We start from the raw sequence: 19,409 nt of genomic DNA on the forward strand, positions 1-19,409 counted from the left end.
CCCCATGCAGATCATGCCCCCGGTCCTCATGCCGATTTGGATGGTCATCGTCATGGTCGTCGGCCTCCTGCTGGTGACCGCCTGGCTGCTGCGGACCTTCCTCGTGACCCGCCGCGACATCTCCCAGGAGGTCGGAGACATCCCCATGGCGCCCCGTGAGCGCCGCCAGTGGGGTGAGCGTCTCAGCGAGATCTCCCAGCGCTGGGACACCGGTGATCTGGACCTGCGCGAGCTGCACCTGGAGCTGGCCGCGCTGCTGCGCGGCTTCGCCGAGGCCCGCAGCGGGGAGGAGATCACCACCGCCACGGTCTCGGAGATCCTCGACATGGCCGCGACCGCCGGGCCGAGCTCGGTGGAGGAGCGCCGGCGCAGTGTGCGCGCGGCGGGCCGTCCCCTGGACATCAACCCGCTGGGGCACGTCGGAGAGCTGCTGGCCGTGTGGGAGCAGCCCTCCTTCGACCGTGAGCCGCAGGCCGCCGCGCAGGAGGCCCTTACCCACGCCAGGGAGGTGGTCACCCGATGGTGATGCTCTGGTTGTTCATTGTTCTTGTCGTCATCGCCGCCGCGGCGATCATCGCGGTGTTCATCATCGACCGTCGCTCCGGCCTGGGCCCCTCCACCGGGGCGCCCAAGCGCTCCGGGCTGTCCTGGAGCCGGCGGGGGAGCGAGCAGGTCGTCGAGCTGCCCCGCCGTCTGGCCAACTCGGCGAGCCTGTTCCAGCTGCCGGCGGTGCGCAAGCGCATCCGGGCTCAGCGCTGGCTGCACGCGCTCCTGGCGGTCCTGCTGGTCTCGGGCCTGGTGAGCGCCGCCGCCATCGCCGGTCGGCCCGTGCGCGTCACCGAGCGCTCCGACGCCCTGGCCAACCGTGACATCGTCCTATGCCTGGACGTGTCGACGTCGATGGTCAGGATCGACTCCTCGGTCCTGACGACCTTCTCCGAGATCCTGGAGGACTTCGACGGCGAGCGGGTGGGGATCGTGGCCTGGAACTCGGCCGCGCAGACCATCGTGCCGCTCACGGACGACTACGAGCTGCTGCGTGACCAGCTCAGCGAGCTGGGCGACGTGCTGGACATCGACCCGGAGAACGTCACCTACAAGCAGCAGCTCGCCTACCAGGAGGCCTTCGGCGGCACGGTGAACTCCAGCATCAACGGCTCCTCCCTGGCCGGCGACGGGCTCGCCTCCTGCGCCCAGGCCTTCGACAACCAGGGCCTGGAGCGCTCCCGCTCCATCATCCTGGCCACCGACAACCAGGTCATCGACCCCGACAACGAGCAGATCTATCCCCTGCCCGACGCCGCCAAGCTCCTGGCCGAGCGCAAGATCCGCCTGTTCTCCATCTACGGCGCCGACGAGGACCAGCCCTACCAGGACCTGCTCGACAAGACTCCCGAGGAGTCCCGCGAGGAGCTCAAGACCGTCACCGAGGAGCAGGGCAAGGGGCGCTTCTACGACGTCGAGGACTCCGGCACCGGGGGCCAGATCGTCAAGGAGCTGGAGAAGACCGAGGTCTCCGCGCTCGGGGGGCGCAAGCAGACCCGTCGCACCGACGTCCCCCAGCGGCTCGTCATCACGCTCTCACTGGTGCTTCTGGGCTACCTGGGACTGACTACCTGGAGGCGAGCATGAAGCCGGTTCCGATCATCGGGGACTTCGCGTTCATCCCGGTCACCTGGTGGATCCTCGTCCTCCTCGTGGGGGCCGCCCTGACGGGGCTGCTCATCGTGGCCCGACGCCGCCTGGTCCGTGACGATGCCGAGCCGGCTGCCCGCCGGGCCTGGTGGAGGCGCCTGGCCATCGTCGTCGTCATCGTGCTGGCGCTGGCGGGGCCGGCGATCCGCGGCAGCGAGGCCATCAGCGTCTCCAACGTGGAGATCTACATGGTGGTGGACCGCACCGGATCCATGGCCGCGGAGGACTACCAGGGCAAGGGGCCCGACGGCGTCGACCAGTCGGCCTCCACCAGGCTCGACGGCGTGCGCGCCGACATGCGGGCCATCCGCGAGGCCTTCCCGGACTCGCGCTTCTCCATCATCGCCCTGGACAACACGGCGGCCAGGGAGCTGCCGCTGACTCACGACACCAACGCCGTCGACGCCTGGATCGGCTCCTTCAAGCAGGAGGTCACGGGCCACTCCGTCGGCTCCTCGCTGGAGGTAGCGCTCCCGGTGCTGGGGCAGACGCTGGCGCAGTCCCGCCAGTCCGAGCCCAAGGACATCCGCCTCGTCTACATCTTCTCCGACGGCGAGGCCACCGACGAGGGCCGCGGCGCTCAGACGGCCGACAACGCCGGCATCTCCTGGCAGTCCCTGGCCGGTCTCGTCGACGGCGGCGCAGTACTGGGCTACGGCTCGACCGAGGGCGGCAAGATGCGCAGCTACGACGGCTCGCCGTCCACCGGCGAGCACACCCAGTCCGACTACATCACCGACGGCCAGGGCGGGCAGCCCGGGGTGTCGAAGATCGACGCCGAGGAGCTCCAGAAGGTGGCCAAGGACCTGGGGCTGCCTTACTACCACCGCACCGGCGGCTCGGGGGATGACCCGACCAGCAAGTTCACCAACCTCGACATCGAGGCCGTCACCTCCGATGGGCGGGCCAAGACCAACGCCCGGGTGTACCTGACCTGGCCACTGGGACTCATCGCCTTCGGTCTGCTGCTGTGGGAGATCCTCGACCTCATGCGAGCCGACCGTCGCCTGCGGCTTCTCATGGGAAGGGGACGATGATGACGACAGGACACATCCCCGGCGAGGTCCCCGGGCAGGGTGGCGGCGAGACGCAGTCCGGTGCTGCCGACGGCGCACAGAATGCCCCGGGCGCGCCGGGGTCAGCCGGTGCCCCCTCGGAGCAGGAGGTCGACTACCTGCAGAACGCGGACCCGAAGGACGATGCCTCCTCCCAGGCCCCCGAGGACCCCAGGCGGCGCGAGGCCCGCCTCAAGCGTCGTCGGCGGCTCCTGACGATCGGCGGGGTGCCCGCGGCCCTGGTCACCATTATCTCCCTGTGGCTCGGCTCGATCTTCCTCATCTCCCTGGCTGGAAACCGTGCCGCGGCAGCCGGCCACTACGACACGGCCCTGTCGCGCTACCGCATGGTTGCCGCGATCAATCCGTGGCTGGAGCAGTGGCGCGTCCACTTCAACCTGGGCACCGGTCAGCTCGCCGCGAAGGACCCGACCTCGGCGGTGACGACCCTTAACCAGGCTCTCAGGGAGGCACCCAAGGCCAAGGTCGACCCGGAGAGCAAGGTGAAGGAGGCCGGCTCCCCGGAGTGCATGGTGCGGACCAACCTGTACGTCGCCCACCTCACCCTGGCGGCCCAGGCCCAGGAGAGCGGAAGCCTCGCGGCGGTGATTGAGCACATCGAGGCGGCCAAGAAGGCGGCCGATGCCTGCGAGGTGCCACCCCCGCCCGAGCAGAATCCCTCCCCGAGCCCGAACCCGTCGGCCACGCCCAGCAGTGACCCGAGCTCGAACCCCTCCTCGCAGCCCAGCAGCGACCCGAGTTCGACCCCCTCGGCCACGCCCAGCAGTGACCCGAGCTCGAGTGCCTCCTCCCAGCCCAGCAGCGACCCGAGCTCGAGCCCGTCGGCGTCGAGCTCGCCGGGCGAGACCTCCTCCAGCACCCCGAGCGCCAAGCCGACCCCGACCCCGGTCGATGACCGGGCCAAGCGCCTGCGGGACCGCAACAACGGCAGCCCGGGAACCACTGAGGAGTCCGGCGGCGGCGAAGGAGGGGGAAAGCCCTGGTGAGCGACTCCGATACGGGGCGGGCCTCCCGCCTCGTCGTGGCGGCCGCGGTCCTGGACGACCTGGAGCATCCGACCACTCTGCTGTGCGCGGCCCGCTCCTACCCGCCTGAGCATGCCGGTCAGTTCGAGCTGCCCGGGGGCAAGGTCGAGCCCGCCGAGCGCCCCGAGCAGGCCCTGGCCCGCGAGCTGGACGAGGAGATCGGTCTGGGCGTCCGCCTGGGGCCCGAGCTCGTCGTCCCCCGACAGCTGGCGGTTGCGGCTCCACCGAACAGCGGTCCCGGCGACGACGCGCCGGCCTGGCCGGCCATGCACGGCTTCAGGATGCGGGTGTGGCTGGCCGAGCCCGCCCGCCCCGAGGAGCGGGGCAGGGCCGGAGGCGACCACCAACGCCTGGAGTGGGTGCGCCTGGATCCGCCCGACCAGTTGCGCCGGCTGCCGTGGCTGGAGGCGGACCTGCCGATCATCGACGCGCTCGTGGACGCCCTGAGGCGCTGATGGACACCGGGGCGCCGACGGCGGGGCGCAGGCGGGCGGCCCTCCCCAGGGCCGCGGGCCCGAGGGCGCCAGCAGTCCCACGGCGCCAGCCCGTCCCAGTTTCTGACACTTCTATCGTCCGCGTCATCTCGTAAGTTAGGGTTGCCTCATGCCGAAGATTCTGGGTTCCTCACTGGCCGAGCATCGAGAGCGCACGCGCACCGCCCTGTTCCAGGCGCTGTCCGAGCTCATGAGCCAGCGCAGCTTCGACAAGATCACCCTGTCCGACGTCGCCAACCACGCGGGTGTGGGGCGCACGGCTGTTTACAACCACTTCGCGGACAAGGAGGACCTCCTCCTGGCCTTCATGGAGCACGAGGCCGGCCGCTACGCCGAGGAGCTCTCCCGGGCGCTGGCCGGCACCCAGGACCCGATCGACCGCCTGCGCATCTACGTGCGCCAGCAGGCCCTCATCGCTCGGCACTTCCACTTCCCGACCTCGGGGCCCCTCTCCGGGGCGGTCTCGCGCGGAACCGCCGGCCGCCTCAAGGCCCACGGGGCGCTCGTGGCCCAGATGCTCTCCTCGATCCTCACCGACGCCATGGACCAGGGGCTCATCCCCGCCCAGGAGCCCGAGCAGGTCATCCCCCTCATCCACGCCACCGTCATGGGTGGGCGCCCGACCCCCTCGGATCCGGAGCAGCGGCGGGCCTACCTGGAGAGCCTGGACGCCTTCGTGCTGCGGGCGGTGGGGGCCCGCCAGCCCGCCCACGCGGTGCCGACCATTGCCCAGCCCCGCGCCACCGAGCCCCTGGAGGGAGCCGAGGCCCCCGGTTCGCTTCGTCACAGCGCAGTCGGCTGACAGCGTGAGTCACGGCCTGCCGTGCACGCGGGTGGGCCTGGCAGACTTCCGCTCGTGAACTTGAGCTGGACTGACACCTGGAACGACCTGCTGGCCCGCGCCTCGAGCGTCGTCGGCCTGGATCCCGGCGTGCTGTGGCCGGCGCTGGCGATCCTCCTCATCGTCCTGGCCTGGGCTCCGGCCCGCCGCTGGGGACGCACCCTGGTGACGATCGTCCACGAGGCCGGGCACGCCGCCGTCGGCCTCATGGTGGGACGGCGCTTCCTCGGATTCGTGGTGAGCCGGGACCTGTCCGGGCACGCCGTCACCGCCGGCAAGCCCACCGGCCCCGGCCGGGTGGCCACCTCCTGGGCCGGCTACCCCGCCCCCGCCGTCCTCGGCGCGGTCGTCGTGCTCCTGGCCCTCAAGGGCTGGGCGAGCGCGGTCCTGCTGCTGGGTCTGGTCCTCCTGGCGGTCCTGCTGGTCATGTCCCGCTCCGTGCGCACGGTCCTGCTGGTCCTGCTCGTGGCCGTCCTGACCGGGGCCCTGTGGTGGTGGGGCGGGCAGTGGCGCGACGGCGTCGTCGCCGGGACCGGGCTGGCCCTGCTGGTGGGGGCCTGGGACTCCCTGCGCGACGTCGCCGCCTCACGCGACCCGAGCCAGGACCACCGCACCCTGGCCCATCTGACCCGGGTGCCCGCCGGGGTGTGGCTGGCCAGCTGGTTCCTCGTGGACGCGGTGGCCACCGGCGTCGTCGTGCTGGCCCTGCGCGATCTCCTGTGAGGTGAGGGCGGGGGCTCGAGTCCGAGCCCGCCGCCCACATGGCCTACGCTTCCTCCTGGCGACGCGGGGCCCGCAGTGCCCTCCCGCCGTCCCCGCCCGACGTCGCACATCGCGAGCCCACAGGCGCCGTCGCGGCCCCGGGCTCATCCCGCTCCCGGGCACTCCGGGATTCCCTCTAGGAGATCACATGATGCTCACCCGCAGGACGTTCGCCCTGACCTCTCTGGGGCTGGCCGCCGCGGCCACCCTCGCCGCCTGCTCGTCGAAGTCGAAGGACGAGGCCACCGAGGAGGGCAAGATGGCGCTCATCGTCCCCGACGCGGGCGAGGCCACCGCGGAGGCGCTGTCCAAGGCGGTGGAGGCATTCACCAAGGAGACCAAGGTGGAGGTGGACGTCAAGCCCGTCTCCGACGTCTCCCAGGAGCTGGCTCGCGGGATCACGGCCGAGCCGAGCATCGACGTCGTCGTCCTCGACCCGGCCCAGCTGTCCAGCTACGCCGGTGCCCTGCACTCCTGGGACAAGGGAGCGGCCGCCGTCAAGGACGCGAACCCCGCGCTGCTGACCAGTGCCACCCGACAGGAGAAGATCGCCGCGGCGCCTCGAGACGTCTCCACGCTCGCCCTGTACGTCAACACCTCGCTGTGGTCGGCCGCGGGCCTGAGCGACTCGGACTACCCGACCACCTGGGAACAGTTCGACCAGGTGGCCGCCAAGCTCACCTCAGGTGGGGTCGTCGGCCTGACCCTCGATGCCTCCTACGCGCGCGTGGGCGCCTTCCTCGTCCAGGGCGGTGGGGGATTGACCAGCGCCGACGGCACGAAGGCCACGGCCTCCTCCGAGGGCTCGGTGGCGGGCCTGACCCAGGTCAAGACGCTCCTGTCCTCCGGCTCGGCCGGCTGGGGCGCCGACCTGCCCGCCGGATCCGCCGCCGACGCCTTCGGCCAGGGGCAGGCCGCCATGGTGATCGAGACCGAGGCCCTGACCAAGACCCTGGCGGACACTTACTCGGGCATCTCTTACAAGGTGGTCGAGCTGCCGGCCGGCAGCGGCGGCAAGGGGACCCTGCAGTTCCCCACCTTCTACGGAGTCGTGGAGGCCTCCAAACACAAGGCCGACGCCATCAAGCTCGTGGAGTACCTCACCGCTGCCGAGCGGCAGGTGGCCCTGGCCGGTGCGGCGGGCACGGTCCCCGCCGGCAAGTCCGCCGGCGAGACCTGGAAGGGCAAGCACGCCGAGCAGGCGGCCTTCCTGGCCGGCGTCGAGTACTCCCAGCCCGTGCCCTCCGCCTCCGGTACCTCGGACGTCATCGCCACCTTCGACAACGAGCTGCCCGGGTTGGCCGGAGGCGACCCGGCCGGCATCCTGGGCAGCGCCCAGGTCAACCTGCAGGCCGTCCTGTCCTGACCTTGGCGGGCAGGGCTGGCTGGCGCCGCTGGGGCCACTCCACGCGGCCGGGGACACTTTCCTGCCCATGGGGACAAGTTGCGTGTGCGGGGACGGGAATCCTGTCCCCGACGGCGTCGACTGTCCCCGTTCGGAAGGACACGCACCCGGCCGTACAGAAATGTCCCCGGCCGTGTAGCCCTGTCCCGACGGCGTCGAATGCCCCCGGCCCCACAGGCTGCCACCTCGAGGCCACCTCGGGCGCCGAGCCTGGCCGCGCAACAACAAGGGCCCGAACCGTGACGGTCCGGACCCTCGGGCTGGAGCGGGTGACGGGAATCGAACCCGCGCTGTCAGCTTGGGAAGCTGAAGTTCTACCATTGAACTACACCCGCGTGGCACCAGTGGACGTGCGTCCCAGGTGCGTGCGGAAGTCTAACCCAGACTCCGGCCGTCTACGCAAATCGGCCTGCGCAGGGGCCTCGCGAACCGCGTCGGCGACGCCTTCACCCACTACACTCGCCAACGGACTCCCTGACGTCTTCATAGGTGTGATGAGCGCATGACCGATCCCTCCAACCCTCACGAGCCCACTGATCCGACTGGGCTCACTGCGAGTCCTTGGCCGGACGTGCCGGCGCTGCCCGCGGGGCCCGCCCCCACGGACTACCCGTCAGGTGGGTACCCGCCCTACGGCGGTCCCTACGCTCCCGGAGCCCAGCCGGGGTATGACCCGCAAGGCGCTTACGGGCCCCAGCCCGGATACAACGCACCTCCTGGCTACAGTGCGCCTCCCGGCTATGGCCCCGTTCCCGCTTACGGTCCTCCCGGTTACCCGAGCAAGTCCAAGGTGGCCGCAGGCATCCTGGCGCTGTTCCTCGGCACCCTCGGGATCCACAACTTCTACCTGGGCTACACGGGCAAGGCTCTCTTCCAGCTCCTGGGCACGCTCTTGAGTTGCGGGTTCTTGGTTCCTCTGATCGCCATCTGGGCCTTCATCGAGGGCATCCTCATCCTGGTGGCCCGCCCCGGCGAGGCGCCGTGGGGCGTTGACGCCTCCGGCATACCGCTGAGCGGCTGAGGCGCGGTCCGGGCCTCCCGGATCCCCCAGGGCCGGAATCCGTGTGACGCCTCCGGGAGGACCTGGCACAATCGGGCCCGTGCTGCTCTCAGACCGCGATATCCGCACCGAGCTCGACGCCGGACGGGTCGTCCTCGACCCCTACGACCCCGAGATGATTCAGCCGGCCTCCATCGATGTGCGCCTGGACCGTTGGTTCCGTCTCTTCGATAACCACCGCTACCCGGTCATCGACCCGGCCGCCGACCAGGAGGGGCTGACCCACCTCGTCGACGTCGGGGCCGACGAGCCCTTCGTCCTGCATCCCGGGGAGTTCGTCCTGGGCGCCACCTACGAGCGCATCACCCTGCCCGACGACGTCGCCGCCCGTCTGGAGGGCAAGTCGAGCCTGGGGCGCCTGGGGCTGTTGACCCACTCCACTGCCGGATTCATCGACCCCGGCTTCACCGGTCACGTCACCCTGGAGCTGTCCAACACGGCCACGATGCCCATCAAGCTCTGGCCGGGGATGAAGGTGGGGCAGCTGTGCTTCTTCCGTCTGTCCAGCCCGGCCGAGGCCCCCTACGGCTCGGGCGCCACTGGCTCGCGCTACCAGGGGCAGCGCGGACCGACGGCCTCCCGTTCTCACCAGTCCTTCCACCGCACCCGCATCCCCGACACCCCGGCGGCCCCCGCCGACGGCGCCGCTCCCATCTCCCAGGAGAAGCACCTATGAGCGACTCGACCGACTTCGCCGTCTCCCTGCCCACCGACACCGGCACCTTCACTGCCGCCTCCATGCTGCCGGTCGGGCTGCTGGACACCAACCACGTCCTGCTCCTGGCTGACGACGTCGCCCCCGACGAGGTTGAGGCCCTGGCCCTGTCCCAGGACATCCAGTCCGGCTGGGTGGGGGTCTCCAGCCTCCAGCTCTTCCCCGGGGTGTCCCTGCTGGGGCCCTGGAAGGTCGACGCCGAGATGCGCCGCCTCCTGGGTGCGCCGGAGTGGACCACACAGCTGATGATCCTGGACTGCCCCCGCATCCGTGCCGGCGCCCTGCCGGCCGAGCTCGCCGGCCTGGACCCGCTCTCCGACGCCTTCCCCCACGCCCAGCCCACGGGGGCCGAGCTGGTGGCCCTCACCCGCCTGCGCGCCATCGCCCGCCGCCTGGCCGGGGCCCTGCGGCTCATTCCGGGAGGGGACAACGAGGACCCGGCGCTGGTCGAGCCCAGCCCGGAGGTCTCGGCCTCCCTGACCGTCTACGCCCCGGTGTGGCTCGGCCCGGAGGACCTGGTGGCCGTCCTGCAGCCCGTGGCCCCCGAGGTGAGCGCCGCGCTGGAGGCTGTTCAGCCGCGGGGCGCCGTCGGGCTGGACGCCATCGACCCCGAGCAGCTGGAGAGCCTCGTCGAGCGCATCGGCCCGGACGTCTTCGAGAAGGCCTGGCGCGGCTCGGAGAAGGTCCGCCAGGACACGATGCGCCAGGAGATCGTCGCCGCCGCCACCGGCAATGTCATTGAGGAGGTGCGTGACGGCTACGCGGTCGTCACCCCGGTCGACCCCGAGCACGAGGGCTGGGGGCGCATCGAGGTGCGTGCCGGCGCCACCGACGGGCTGCCCCTGGCCGTGCGCGGCGAGCCGTGGGCGCGCGGGGCAGTTCTGTCCTACGACCTGCGCTGGATCCCGCAGGACCAGGCCGACGCCTACGCCGAAGTGGTCTCCCGCTCCCGGCGCCGCGAGCGGCAGACCGCCCGGGACCTGGTCGAGGAGCTCGCCACCGTCCTGGTGACCGCCGTCTCCGGGGTGGCCGTGGACGACGATGGATTCCTCGTCTCCCTGGGCGAGGACGCCGAGGAGGCCTGAGGGGCCTCGCCAGGAGGCGTGGCGCCGTGCGGTCCCTTGAGGGCGCCGTCGTCGTGACCTACGGCGCGATGACCGGGTGCTGCTCGATGAGGCGCGGGGCGCCCCGAGCCGTGGGGCTGTGCCCGTGCGGACAGCCCTTGGGCGGCACGTCCTGTGGGATGTGGAGTAGCCGGCCGGGGCGCGGTCGGCTGAACCGAGGACTGCGTTTCCCGTCCAGAACGTACTTCTCCTCCAGACGACTGAGGCCGTACCCCAGTCGTCTGGAGGAGAACGCAGTCCTCGTGGGAGAAGTAAGTCCCCGATCAGGAACGGAGCGGCGACACCCGGCCCGGTGGCCCTGATCCCGAGCGGGCCGGCCCCGAGGACTCGGGCTCCGGACGGGCTCGCTCAGCACCGGGCGTGGTGCGCTCCGTGAGACGTTCGACGCCGGCCCGAGCCCTGGCCGCGTCCCAGTGCCAGCCGGTGAAGCGGCGAGCCTCCACGAGCGAGCGGGCCCACGCCACCGGCTCCTCGCCCCGCTGTGCCCCCACCGCCAGGTAGTGGCGCAGCAGGCCGGCGGCGGCCAGGGCGTCGTCGAGCGCGTTGTGGTGGCGGCCGATCTCCACCCCGGCCACCTCGCAGCAGGTGGTCAGCCGGCGCGACGGCGTCGTCATGAAGTGGCGCGCCCACTCCATCGTGCACACCCGCGGCACCCGCGCGCCGCGGTCGAGCAGCCCTCGCGTCCCCAGCGCCTGGGTGAGGAATCCGACGTCGAAGCGGGCATTGTGGGCCACCACTGCCCGCCCGGCCAGGTCGGCCGCCAGCAGGTCGGCGACCTCATCGAAGCCGGGCGCCCCGATGAGCTCCTCGGCGACAAGACCGTGGATGTGGGTGGGGCCCACGTCCACACCCGCGCCGGGGTCGATGAGCGTGGACCAGCTGCGCTCGACGCGCCCGGCGGCGTCGGTCAGTACGAGCGCGACCTCCAGGATCGAGTCCGTCGTGGGGGACAGGCCGGTGGTCTCCAGGTCGACGACGGCGTAGCCGACCCCGGTTGCCTCGACCAGTTCTGCGGGTGTGGGAGTGGCGGCCGCCTGGCCGGGGGCCATGGGGGAGCGGGGGCGCAGCGGGCCGCGGTCGGCGGGTGGGCGGTGGTAGAAGGGCATCGCCCCGATCCTCTCGCGAGCCGGCAGGTTTCGCCCAGTCACGGCGCGTCGGGTCGTGGCCGGGGTGCTCCGGGCCGGCTGTGGGCTGGTCCGGAAGGCCGGCGCTCGCGGGTGTGCCGGGCAGCTCCCGGCCGGTAGTGGGGGCCGGGTGCGTGAGGCGTAAGGTACGGTCGCGAGGGCTCTCGGCCGGCCGTGTCGAGAGCCGATCCAGGTGAGGAGGAGCGATGACTACCCCGGACACCCCTCAGGCGCCGGCCCCTGCCCTGCCGGCGCTGGCCGCCTTCCCCTTCCCGACCGCCCTCGTTGTGACCGGCAGGTCCGCCGCCGGCGACGGCGTGCTCCTCGAGGCCGGGGACGTCGATGAGATCTTCCCCTTCGCCTCGGTGACCAAACCGATCGTCGCCTGGGCGGCCCTGGTCGCCGTCGACCGGGGACTGCTGGACCTGGAGGCCCCCGCCGGTTCGCCCGCGCCCGACGGCGCGACCATCGAGAACCTGCTGTCCCACTCCTCGGGAATCGCGGCCAACTCCGACGAGCGCCTGGCGGCTCCGGGCACGCGCCGCATCTACTCCAACCGCGGCATCGAGATCCTGGGGGAGCGCCTTGAGGAGGCCACCGGCACGCCCCTGGAGACCTGGGTGGAGACCACCGTGCTCGAGCCCCTGGGGATGGCTAGTGTCCTCATCCCCGGATCCCCCGCCCACTCCGGGGAGGGCAGCGCCCGCGACCTGTCCCTGTTCGCCCGCGAGCTGGCCGCGCCCAGGCTCGTCTCGCCCGCGCTCGCGCAGCGCGCCCGCACGCCGGTCCTGCCCGGCCTCGACGGCGTCCTACCCGGCTACGGGCGACAGACCCCCAACCCCTTCGGGCTGGGGGTGGAGGTGCGCGGAGCCAAGTCCCCGCACTGGACGGGGGCCGGCAACAGCGAGCAGACCTTCGGGCACTTCGGCCAGTCGGGCTCCTTCATCTGGGTGGATCCGATCGCCGAGCGCCAGGCCGTCTTCCTGGGGGCCAAGCCCTTCGGGGCGGTTCACCGGCGGACCTGGTCCGAGCTCGGCGACCAGATCCTGGCCGTGTAGGCCTTGTAGACCCTGTCGTTCGTGGAGGGCGGGCTCACCGGCGACGGCGGCCCGGTGCCCGGCCCCGGCCCGTGGCCCTGGGTCTCAGCTGACCTCGACGATGACGGGGACGTGGTCGGAGGCGCCCTTGCCCTTGCGCTCGTCGCGGTCGATGGCGGCGCCGGTGACGCGGCCCGCCAGGGCCGGCGAGGCGTAGACGAAGTCAATGCGCATGCCCTCGTTCCTCGGGAAGCGCAGCTTCTGGTAGTCCCAGTACGTGTAGTTGGTGACCCGCTCGCGCGTGACCTCACTCATGCCCACCTCGGCGAAGGCGGCGAAGGCCTCGCGCTCCGGCTCCGAGACATGGGTGGCGCCCTCGAAGACGTTCATGTCCCACACGTCCTCATCACGCGGCGCCACGTTCCAGTCGCCCACCAGCGCCAGCGGCAGGTCGGGCTCGGCCTCGAGCCAGGCGGCGACGTCGTCGCGCAGCACCCGCAGCCAGTCGAGCTTGTACGTGTAGTGCGGGTGGGTGAGCTCGCGGCCATTGGGCACATACAGGCTCCACAGACGCACCGGCGCCGCATCCGAGGCCGCACCCACTGTTGCCCCGAGCGCCCGGGCCTCCACGACCGGCTCAGCCTCGGGCTTGGCCGCCCAGGCGGGCTGGTCCGGGAAGGAGGTGGTGACGTCGTCGAGGCCCACGCGTGAGGCGATCGCCACCCCGTTCCACTGGTTGAGCCCGTGGATGGCCAGCTCGTAGCCGGCGGCCTCGAAGGGCTCGACCGGGAACTGGTCGGGGCGGCACTTGATCTCCTGCATCGCCAGGGCATCGATGTCCTCACGGTCCAGGAAGGCCAGGACGCGGTCGACGCGGGTGCGGATGGAGTTGACGTTCCAGGTGGCCAGGCGCATGGCAGCAGAGTAGCCGGTGTCTGATTCCCATTGGGCACTCACCAATCGCTCGTAGTCTGCGGCCATGGGAACAGCACTTGTCACCGGGGCCACGAGCGGTCTCGGCCTGGAGATCGCCTGGCAGCTCGCCCAGGCCCGTCATGACCTCGTCCTCGTCGCGCGCACCCCCGAGCGGCTGCGGGTGGTGGCCGAGGAGATGCGCCAGTTCGCAGGCGTCCAGGTGGAGACTCTGCAGGCGGACCTGTCCAAGCGCGATGAGCTCGAGCGCGTCGCTGAGCGCCTGCAGGAGACGAGCAAGCCCGTGGGACTCCTGGTCAACAACGCCGGCTTCGGGCTGGGGCAGCGCTTCGTCGGGGGAGACCTGGCCCGCGAGGAGGATGCCCTCAACGTCATGGTCCGAGCGGTCATGGTGGCCTCCCACGCGGCGGCCGGCGCCATGGTGGAGCGCGGCCGCGGCGCCATTCTCAACGTCTCCTCCATGACCGCGCACACCGCCATGGGCACCTATGCGGCCCACAAGGCCTGGGTGCTGCGCTTCACCGAGGGGCTGGCCGCCGAGCTCGCCGGCACCGGGGTGAGCGCCACGGCGCTGTGCCCGGGGCTGGTGCACACCGGGTTCCACGCCGCGGCCGGCATCGACGAGACCCAGTGGAAGGCGCCGCTGTGGCTGGACGCCGAGCGAGTGGCCATCGACGGCCTGGCGGCGGTGCGGCGCGGCCAGGTCATCTGCACCCCGAGCTTGCGCTACCGCAGTGCCAACGCCGTGCTGCGGCTGGCGCCCCGCTGGTTCGTGCGCCGGGTGGTCGGGCCGGAACGCTCCGGCCAGGGGCGCGACTGAGGCCGTCGGGGCTCGCCGGCGGCGCAAAGTGTCACAGATGGCGACTATTCGGGAGCGATCGCCGTTGCTGCCGACCTTCCCAAGGCGCTGACCAGCGCAGACGCGGCGAGGTTGGCGGATGTTGGCGGATACTGCCTCCTAAAAGTCGCCAATCGTGACAGATCCGGGCGCGTGCACCGGCTCGCTGTCCGATCCCGTCGCGGAATCGCCCAGGGCTGAGCGCCCCCGCTGGTCAGGAGCGCCGTGACCTGCAACGATCGCACCATGGCTTCTATTACCTTCCACGGAGACCCCGTCAGCACCGTCGGCGAGCTGCCCGCTGTGGGCTCGGCCGCGCCCGCCTTCGACCTCGTGGGCGCTGACCTCGCCCCGGTCACCAGCCAGTCCCTGGCCGGCCGCCGCGTGGTCCTCAACATCTTCCCCTCGGTGGACACCGGGGTGTGCGCCGCCTCCGTGCGCCAGTTCAACAAGCTGGCCTCCGAGCTGGACAACACGACCGTGGTCTGCGTCTCCGCCGACCTGCCCTTCGCCGGAGCCCGCTTCTGCGGCGCCGAGGGCCTCACCAACGTGGTCACCGGCTCGACCTTCCGCTCCACCTTCGGCGCCGACTACGGCGTCACCCTGGCCGACGGCCCGCTGGCCGGTCTGCTGTCGCGCGCTGTCGTGGTCCTCGACGAGTCCGGCAAGGTCGTCTACACCGAGCAGGTCCCCGAGGTCGGCCAGGAGCCCGACTACGACGCCGCCGTGGCCGCCCTGTCCTGACTCCTTCTTCCTCTGAGCCGCCAGGAGCCCGCCCCGTCCGCACCGCGCGGGCGAGGGCGGGCTCCTGTCCGCAGTGGGTGTCTACCCGGCGCGCAGCCCCCGAGTCCCACTACCATCGGAGCCGTGAGCACCAACGACTCCCACATCACCCGCCTGGCCGAGCTCGTCAACGAGCTGTCCGTCGTCCGTGGCAAGGTCACCCTCGCCTCCGGCCTCGAGTCCGACTTCTACGTGGACATGCGCCGCGCCACCCTCCATCACGAGGCCGCCCCCCTCATCGGCCACGTCATGCTCGACATGCTCGAGGAGGCGGGCCTGGGCACCGACGAGATCGACGCCGTCGGCGGCCTGACCATGGGGGCCGACCCCGTGGCCGCCGCCATGCTGCACGCCGCGGCCTCGCGTGGCCTGGACCTGGACGCCTTCGTCGTGCGCAAGGCCGCCAAGGACCACGGCATGCGCCGGCGCATCGAGGGACCCGACGTCGTCGGACGCCGCGTGGTGGTCCTGGAGGACACCTCCACCACCGGCGGCTCACCCCTGGAGGCCGTCGAGGCCCTGCGTGAGGCTGGTGCCGACGTGCGGGCCGTGGCCGTCATCGTGGACCGGGCCACCGGCGCGCGCGAGCGCATTGAGGCCGCCGGCCTGCCCTACTACGCAGCGCTCGGTCTGGCCGACCTCGGCCTGGAGTGAGCACCCGACGACGCCCGCAGACGGTTGGGGCGGAGTCGGCGGCTCCCGCCGACCTGCCTGAGGGGGAGCACCTGTCCGCGGCGCCCTCAGCAGATTCTGTGGCGGGCCCGGAGGAGGACCGGCCGGCCGATGTCCGTCAGGTCGGCGTCGGCCCCTGGCCCGGCGGCCCCGAGGCCTGGCCCACCGACCCCCGCTACGACCGCGAGCTGCTCGCCGACGGCGACCGGCGCAATGTCGTCGACCGCTACCGCTACTGGACCATCGCGGCCATCCGCGCCGACCTGGCCGCCCGGGCCCACGGGCTGCACATCGCCATCGAGAACGTCAGCCAGGACCTCAACATCGGCTCCATCGTGCGCAGTGCCAATGCCTTCAACGTGGCCGGCGTCCACATCATCGGCCGACGCCGCTGGAACAAGCGCGGCGCCATGGTCACCAACCGCTACCTGGACGTGCGCCACCACCCCGAGCCCGGTGAGCTGCTCGCCTGGGCGCGGGCCGAGGGCTATCAGGTCATCGGCATCGACAACGGCCCCGGGGCCCAGCCCCTGGAGGCCGCCGACCTGCCCGAGCGCTGCCTCATGGTCTTCGGCTCCGAGGGGGAGGGCATCAGCCCCGAGCTGAGCGCCGGCTGCTCCCGGCTGCTGCGCATCGGTCAGTACGGCTCCACCCGCTCCATCAACGTGGCGGCCGCCGCGGCCGTGGCCATGCACACCTGGATCCTCCAGCACGCGGGGCCGGCGCCCGACTGACCCGGGGCCGTCGCGGCCCGCTGGGACGGCCCGCCCCGTGGGAGGCGGGGCCAAACCGCCCCTGAACAGAGGTCATGCTGCCGGACTGCTGCCGGACTGCTGCCTGACCGGCGCCCGACCTGGGACCATGATCCGGTTCACGTGACCTCGAATTCGTGGAACAATCGGCCCCGCACCACTGACTCATACAGACATCAGGAGGCACCCAGTGGCCATTGCAACCCCGGAGTCCTACGCCGACATGCTTGACCGCGCGAAGGCCGGCAAGTACGCCATCCCCGCGATCAACGTCACCTCGTCCCAGACTCTGTCCGCGGCCCTCAAGGGCTTCGCCGACGCCGAGTCCGACGGCATCGTCCAGATCTCCAACGGTGGTGCCGCCTACTGGTCCGGTTCCTCGCGCCTCGACCGCGTCAAGGGCTCGATCGCCTTCGCCGCCTACGCCCGCGCCGTGGGTGACCTCTACCCCGTCACCATTGGTCTGCACACCGACCACTGCCCCAAGAAGCTCCTGGCCGACTGGATCCACCCGCTCCTGGAGATCGAGGCCGAGCAGGTCAAGAACGGTGAGCTGCCGATGTTCAACTCCCACATGTGGGACGGCTCCGCCGAGGCTCTCGACGACAACATCGAGATCGCCGTCGACATGCTCAAGCGCGCCAAGGCCGCCAACGTCGTCCTCGAGATCGAGATCGGTGCCGTGGGTGGCGAGGAAGACGGCATCAAGGGTGAGGAGAACGCCAACCTCTACACCACCGCCGACGACGCCTGGAAGGCCATCGAGGCCCTCGGCCTGGGTGAGAACGGCCGCTACATCACCGCTCTGACCTTCGGTAACGTGCACGGCTCCTACAAGCCGGGCCACGTCAAGCTCCGCCCGGAGATCCTCGGCGAGATCCAGGAGGACGTGGCCAAGCGCCTCGGTGACCGCCTGTCCTCCAAGGTCGGCGACAAGAGCTCGCCCTTCGACCTGGTCATGCACGGTGGCTCCGGCTCCACCGACGAGGAGATCGCCACCGCGGTGCGCAACGGCGTCATCAAGATGAACGTCGACACCGACACCCAGTACGCCTACACCCGCCCGGTCGCCGGCTGGATGTACACCAACTATGAGGGTGTCCTCAAGATCGACGGCGAGGTCGGCAACAAGAAGCAGTACGACCCGCGCGCCTGGGGCAAGGCCGCCGAGGAGGGCATGGCCGCCCGCGTCGTCGAGGCCTGCGAGCGCCTCGGCTCCGTCGGCTCCGCCCGCAAGTGAGTCTCCACCCCGCACAGGGGTGAACGGCGACTGATCGCTGTACGTGGCCCCGGCACCCATGCGGTGCCGGGGCCACGTCCTGCTTGCGCAGGGGGTGGTGGGAAGGTTCTCGACGACGAACTGACCGATCGTTGCATAGTTGCAGAAGGTGTCGGCGAAGAAAGCTCCTATCGGAGTAAGGAGTGGAATCTGTGGCCTGCCAAGGAAAACAGGGTGCCGCATGAAAGATCCCAAACTGAGACCCAGGCCACTGATTGCAAACCTTGCAGCAATGCGGGCGGAAATGTGCCATGATAGGTCGTCGCCGTTGAACCGACGGCTCCACCGCCGGCGACACGGCAGTCGCGCCTTGCGGACGCCTCTGTCCGCGCCTGTCCCATGCGTCCAAAGGAGGACCCCAATGCGACTCATCTCCCGCCGCTCCATGCTCGGTGGAACTGCTGCGATCGCCGTCGCTGCGACCCTGGCGGCCTGCTCGAAGGGCTCGTCCGGTTCCGACGGCGCCGGAGGCGTCTACTTCCTCAACTTCAAGCCCGAGTCGGAGCAGGCCTTTAAGGACATCGCGGCCGCCTACACCAAGAAGACCGGTGTGAACGTCAAGGTCGTCACCGCCGCTTCCGGCACCTACGAGCAGACCCTGAAGTCCGAGGTCGCCAAGTCCAACCCGCCCACGCTGTTCAACCTCAACGGCCCTGTGGGCTACGGCAACTGGAAGGACTACGCCTCCGACCTGTCCGACGCCGACTTCACCAAGCAGCTGACGGATGAGTCCATGGCCCTCAAGGGCGACGAGGGCAAGATCGTGGGCGTCCCGCTGGCCATCGAGGGCTACGGCATCATCTACAACGCCGCCATCCTCAAGAAGTACTTCGGCATGGAGGGTGCCAAGGCCACCTCCGTCGACCAGATCAAGGGCTTCGACAAGCTCAAGGAGGTCGTCGAGGACATGCAGGCCAAGAAGGCCGACCTCGGTATCGAGGGCGTCTTCGCCGCGACCTCGCTGTCCCCCGGTGAGGACTGGCGCTGGCAGACCCACCTGGCCAACTACCCCGTCTACTACGAGTACCGCGACGCCAAGGTCGACGACCTCGACGAGGTCAAGCTGACCTACTCGGACAACTACAAGAAGATCTTCGATCTCTACCTCAACAACTCCACCATCAAGCCCACCGAGGCCAGCGCCAAGACGGTCACCGACTCCATGGCCGACTTCGCCCTGGGCAAGGCCGCCATGGTCCAGAACGGCAACTGGGGCTGGTCGCAGATCTCCGAGGTCTCCGGCAACACGGTCAAGGCCGAGGACGTCCACTTCATGCCGATCTACGTCGGCGTCTCCGGCGAGGACAAGTCCAACATCGCCATCGGCACCGAGAACTACCTGACGATCAACTCCCAGGCCGCCGAGGGCGACCAGAAGGCCACCAAGGACTTCCTCACCTGGCTGTTCACCGATGCCGAGGGTTCCAAGATGGCCGCCGAGAAGCTCAGCATCATCGCGCCCTACAAGGCATACGCCGAGCTGGCCCCCTCCGACCCTCTGGGCAAGGAGGTCTCCGCGGCCATCAACAACAAGGACCTCACGCCCGTCAAGTGGGTCTTCCCGACCTTCCCGAGCCAGGACTTCAAGGACCAGCTCGGCCAGCACCTGGCGCAGTACGCCTCCGGCAGCGAGGACTGGGCGAAGGTCAAGGACTTCTTCGTGACCACCTGGGCCTCCGAGAAGAAGGCCTCCAAGGAGGGCTGACATCCAGGAGTCGCTCGAGCCCACCGCTGAGGGCGCTGCTCCAGCGGGCATCGCGACGGCGACTCATCTCCCCATCCCCTCTCCCGCCG

The 19,409-nt window shown here is 70.7% G+C and carries 20 protein-coding genes and 1 tRNA gene; 18 read left to right on the forward strand and 3 right to left on the reverse strand.

Features of this window, described 5'->3' with window-relative positions; translation table 11 throughout:
• Positions 1 to 4: 4 nt before the first annotated feature.
• The 8 genes from JJJ14_RS01600 (at position 5) to JJJ14_RS01635 (ending at position 7,259) form a co-directional block, all read left to right on the forward strand.
• Positions 5 to 526, forward strand: coding sequence for a hypothetical protein (locus JJJ14_RS01600; protein WP_003787793.1), 522 nt, complete (start codon positions 5 to 7; stop codon positions 524 to 526).
• On the forward strand, positions 520 to 1,632 hold the full coding sequence (locus tag JJJ14_RS01605; RefSeq protein WP_003787792.1) for a VWA domain-containing protein: 1,113 nt from the start codon (positions 520 to 522) through the stop codon (positions 1,630 to 1,632). The genes JJJ14_RS01600 and JJJ14_RS01605 overlap by 7 nt, the downstream gene beginning before the upstream one ends.
• Complete coding sequence (locus tag JJJ14_RS01610; RefSeq protein WP_201444507.1) at positions 1,629 to 2,732, forward strand: VWA domain-containing protein; 1,104 nt, start codon at positions 1,629 to 1,631, stop codon at positions 2,730 to 2,732. The genes JJJ14_RS01605 and JJJ14_RS01610 overlap by 4 nt, the downstream gene beginning before the upstream one ends.
• Positions 2,732 to 3,757, forward strand: a complete 1,026-nt coding sequence (locus tag JJJ14_RS01615; protein ID WP_236592874.1) for a hypothetical protein — start codon at positions 2,732 to 2,734, stop codon at positions 3,755 to 3,757. The genes JJJ14_RS01610 and JJJ14_RS01615 overlap by 1 nt, the downstream gene beginning before the upstream one ends.
• Entirely contained in the window at positions 3,754 to 4,251 is a 498-nt protein-coding gene (locus JJJ14_RS01620; protein ID WP_101558899.1) for an NUDIX domain-containing protein, read from the forward strand. The genes JJJ14_RS01615 and JJJ14_RS01620 overlap by 4 nt, the downstream gene beginning before the upstream one ends.
• A gap of 148 nt (positions 4,252 to 4,399) precedes the next feature.
• A complete protein-coding gene (locus tag JJJ14_RS01625) occupies positions 4,400 to 5,092 on the forward strand; it encodes a TetR/AcrR family transcriptional regulator (protein WP_101558898.1) in 693 nt (230 codons plus the stop codon).
• Between the two features lie 54 nt (positions 5,093 to 5,146).
• Complete coding sequence (locus JJJ14_RS01630) at positions 5,147 to 5,854, forward strand: M50 family metallopeptidase (protein WP_075414020.1); 708 nt, start codon at positions 5,147 to 5,149, stop codon at positions 5,852 to 5,854.
• Positions 5,855 to 6,041: 187 nt separating this feature from the next.
• A complete protein-coding gene (locus JJJ14_RS01635; protein ID WP_201444509.1) occupies positions 6,042 to 7,259 on the forward strand; it encodes a sugar ABC transporter substrate-binding protein in 1,218 nt (405 codons plus the stop codon).
• Positions 7,260 to 7,559: 300 nt separating this feature from the next.
• Here the strand turns inward: JJJ14_RS01635 and JJJ14_RS01640 are convergent.
• A tRNA-Gly gene (locus JJJ14_RS01640) sits at positions 7,560 to 7,633 on the reverse strand.
• Between the two features lie 167 nt (positions 7,634 to 7,800).
• Here JJJ14_RS01640 and JJJ14_RS12570 point away from each other — a divergent pair.
• The 3 genes from JJJ14_RS12570 (at position 7,801) to JJJ14_RS01655 (ending at position 10,158) form a co-directional block, all read left to right on the forward strand.
• Complete coding sequence (locus JJJ14_RS12570; RefSeq protein ID WP_236592875.1) at positions 7,801 to 8,319, forward strand: TM2 domain-containing protein; 519 nt, start codon at positions 7,801 to 7,803, stop codon at positions 8,317 to 8,319.
• 79 nt (positions 8,320 to 8,398) lie between these two features.
• Positions 8,399 to 9,034 (forward strand): dCTP deaminase, encoded by a 636-nt coding sequence (gene dcd / locus JJJ14_RS01650; RefSeq protein WP_201444510.1) that lies wholly within the window; start codon positions 8,399 to 8,401, stop codon positions 9,032 to 9,034.
• The gene (locus JJJ14_RS01655) at positions 9,031 to 10,158 is read left to right on the forward strand and encodes a hypothetical protein (protein ID WP_201444511.1); all 1,128 of its coding nucleotides are present in this window, start codon (positions 9,031 to 9,033) and stop codon (positions 10,156 to 10,158) included. The genes dcd and JJJ14_RS01655 overlap by 4 nt, the downstream gene beginning before the upstream one ends.
• 302 nt (positions 10,159 to 10,460) lie before the next feature.
• Here the strand turns inward: JJJ14_RS01655 and JJJ14_RS01660 are convergent, their stop codons facing one another.
• Entirely contained in the window at positions 10,461 to 11,303 is an 843-nt protein-coding gene (locus JJJ14_RS01660; RefSeq protein WP_201444512.1) for a 3'-5' exonuclease, read from the reverse strand.
• A 224-nt stretch (positions 11,304 to 11,527) separates the two neighbouring features.
• On the opposite strand from JJJ14_RS01660, the gene JJJ14_RS01665 reads away from it, so the two are divergent.
• The gene (locus JJJ14_RS01665; protein ID WP_201444513.1) at positions 11,528 to 12,379 is read left to right on the forward strand and encodes a serine hydrolase domain-containing protein; all 852 of its coding nucleotides are present in this window, start codon (positions 11,528 to 11,530) and stop codon (positions 12,377 to 12,379) included.
• Positions 12,380 to 12,463: 84 nt separating this feature from the next.
• On the opposite strand, the gene JJJ14_RS01670 is transcribed toward JJJ14_RS01665, so the two are convergent.
• Positions 12,464 to 13,273, reverse strand: a complete 810-nt coding sequence (locus JJJ14_RS01670) for an exodeoxyribonuclease III (RefSeq protein ID WP_201445042.1) — start codon at positions 13,271 to 13,273, stop codon at positions 12,464 to 12,466.
• A 64-nt stretch (positions 13,274 to 13,337) separates the two neighbouring features.
• Between JJJ14_RS01670 and JJJ14_RS01675 the strand changes: the two genes are divergently transcribed.
• The 6 genes from JJJ14_RS01675 (at position 13,338) to JJJ14_RS01700 (ending at position 19,320) form a co-directional block, all read left to right on the forward strand.
• The gene (locus tag JJJ14_RS01675) at positions 13,338 to 14,111 is read left to right on the forward strand and encodes an SDR family NAD(P)-dependent oxidoreductase (RefSeq protein WP_101558888.1); all 774 of its coding nucleotides are present in this window, start codon (positions 13,338 to 13,340) and stop codon (positions 14,109 to 14,111) included.
• A gap of 264 nt (positions 14,112 to 14,375) precedes the next feature.
• Positions 14,376 to 14,873, forward strand: a complete 498-nt coding sequence (gene tpx, locus JJJ14_RS01680) for a thiol peroxidase (protein ID WP_003787762.1) — start codon at positions 14,376 to 14,378, stop codon at positions 14,871 to 14,873.
• Between the two features lie 123 nt (positions 14,874 to 14,996).
• Positions 14,997 to 15,566 (forward strand): orotate phosphoribosyltransferase, encoded by a 570-nt coding sequence (gene pyrE / locus JJJ14_RS01685; RefSeq protein ID WP_201444514.1) that lies wholly within the window; start codon positions 14,997 to 14,999, stop codon positions 15,564 to 15,566.
• Positions 15,563 to 16,318 (forward strand): TrmH family RNA methyltransferase, encoded by a 756-nt coding sequence (locus JJJ14_RS01690; protein ID WP_442859478.1) that lies wholly within the window; start codon positions 15,563 to 15,565, stop codon positions 16,316 to 16,318. The genes pyrE and JJJ14_RS01690 overlap by 4 nt, the downstream gene beginning before the upstream one ends.
• Positions 16,319 to 16,526: 208 nt before the next feature.
• On the forward strand, positions 16,527 to 17,576 hold the full coding sequence (fbaA, locus tag JJJ14_RS01695; RefSeq protein WP_010614323.1) for a class II fructose-bisphosphate aldolase: 1,050 nt from the start codon (positions 16,527 to 16,529) through the stop codon (positions 17,574 to 17,576).
• Positions 17,577 to 17,976: 400 nt separating this feature from the next.
• A complete protein-coding gene (locus JJJ14_RS01700) occupies positions 17,977 to 19,320 on the forward strand; it encodes an ABC transporter substrate-binding protein (RefSeq protein ID WP_070510407.1) in 1,344 nt (447 codons plus the stop codon).
• Positions 19,321 to 19,409: the final 89 nt, after the last annotated feature.

Source organism: Actinomyces sp. HMT 175 (assembly GCF_016694895.1).
Lineage (GTDB): Bacteria > Actinomycetota > Actinomycetes > Actinomycetales > Actinomycetaceae > Actinomyces > Actinomyces oris.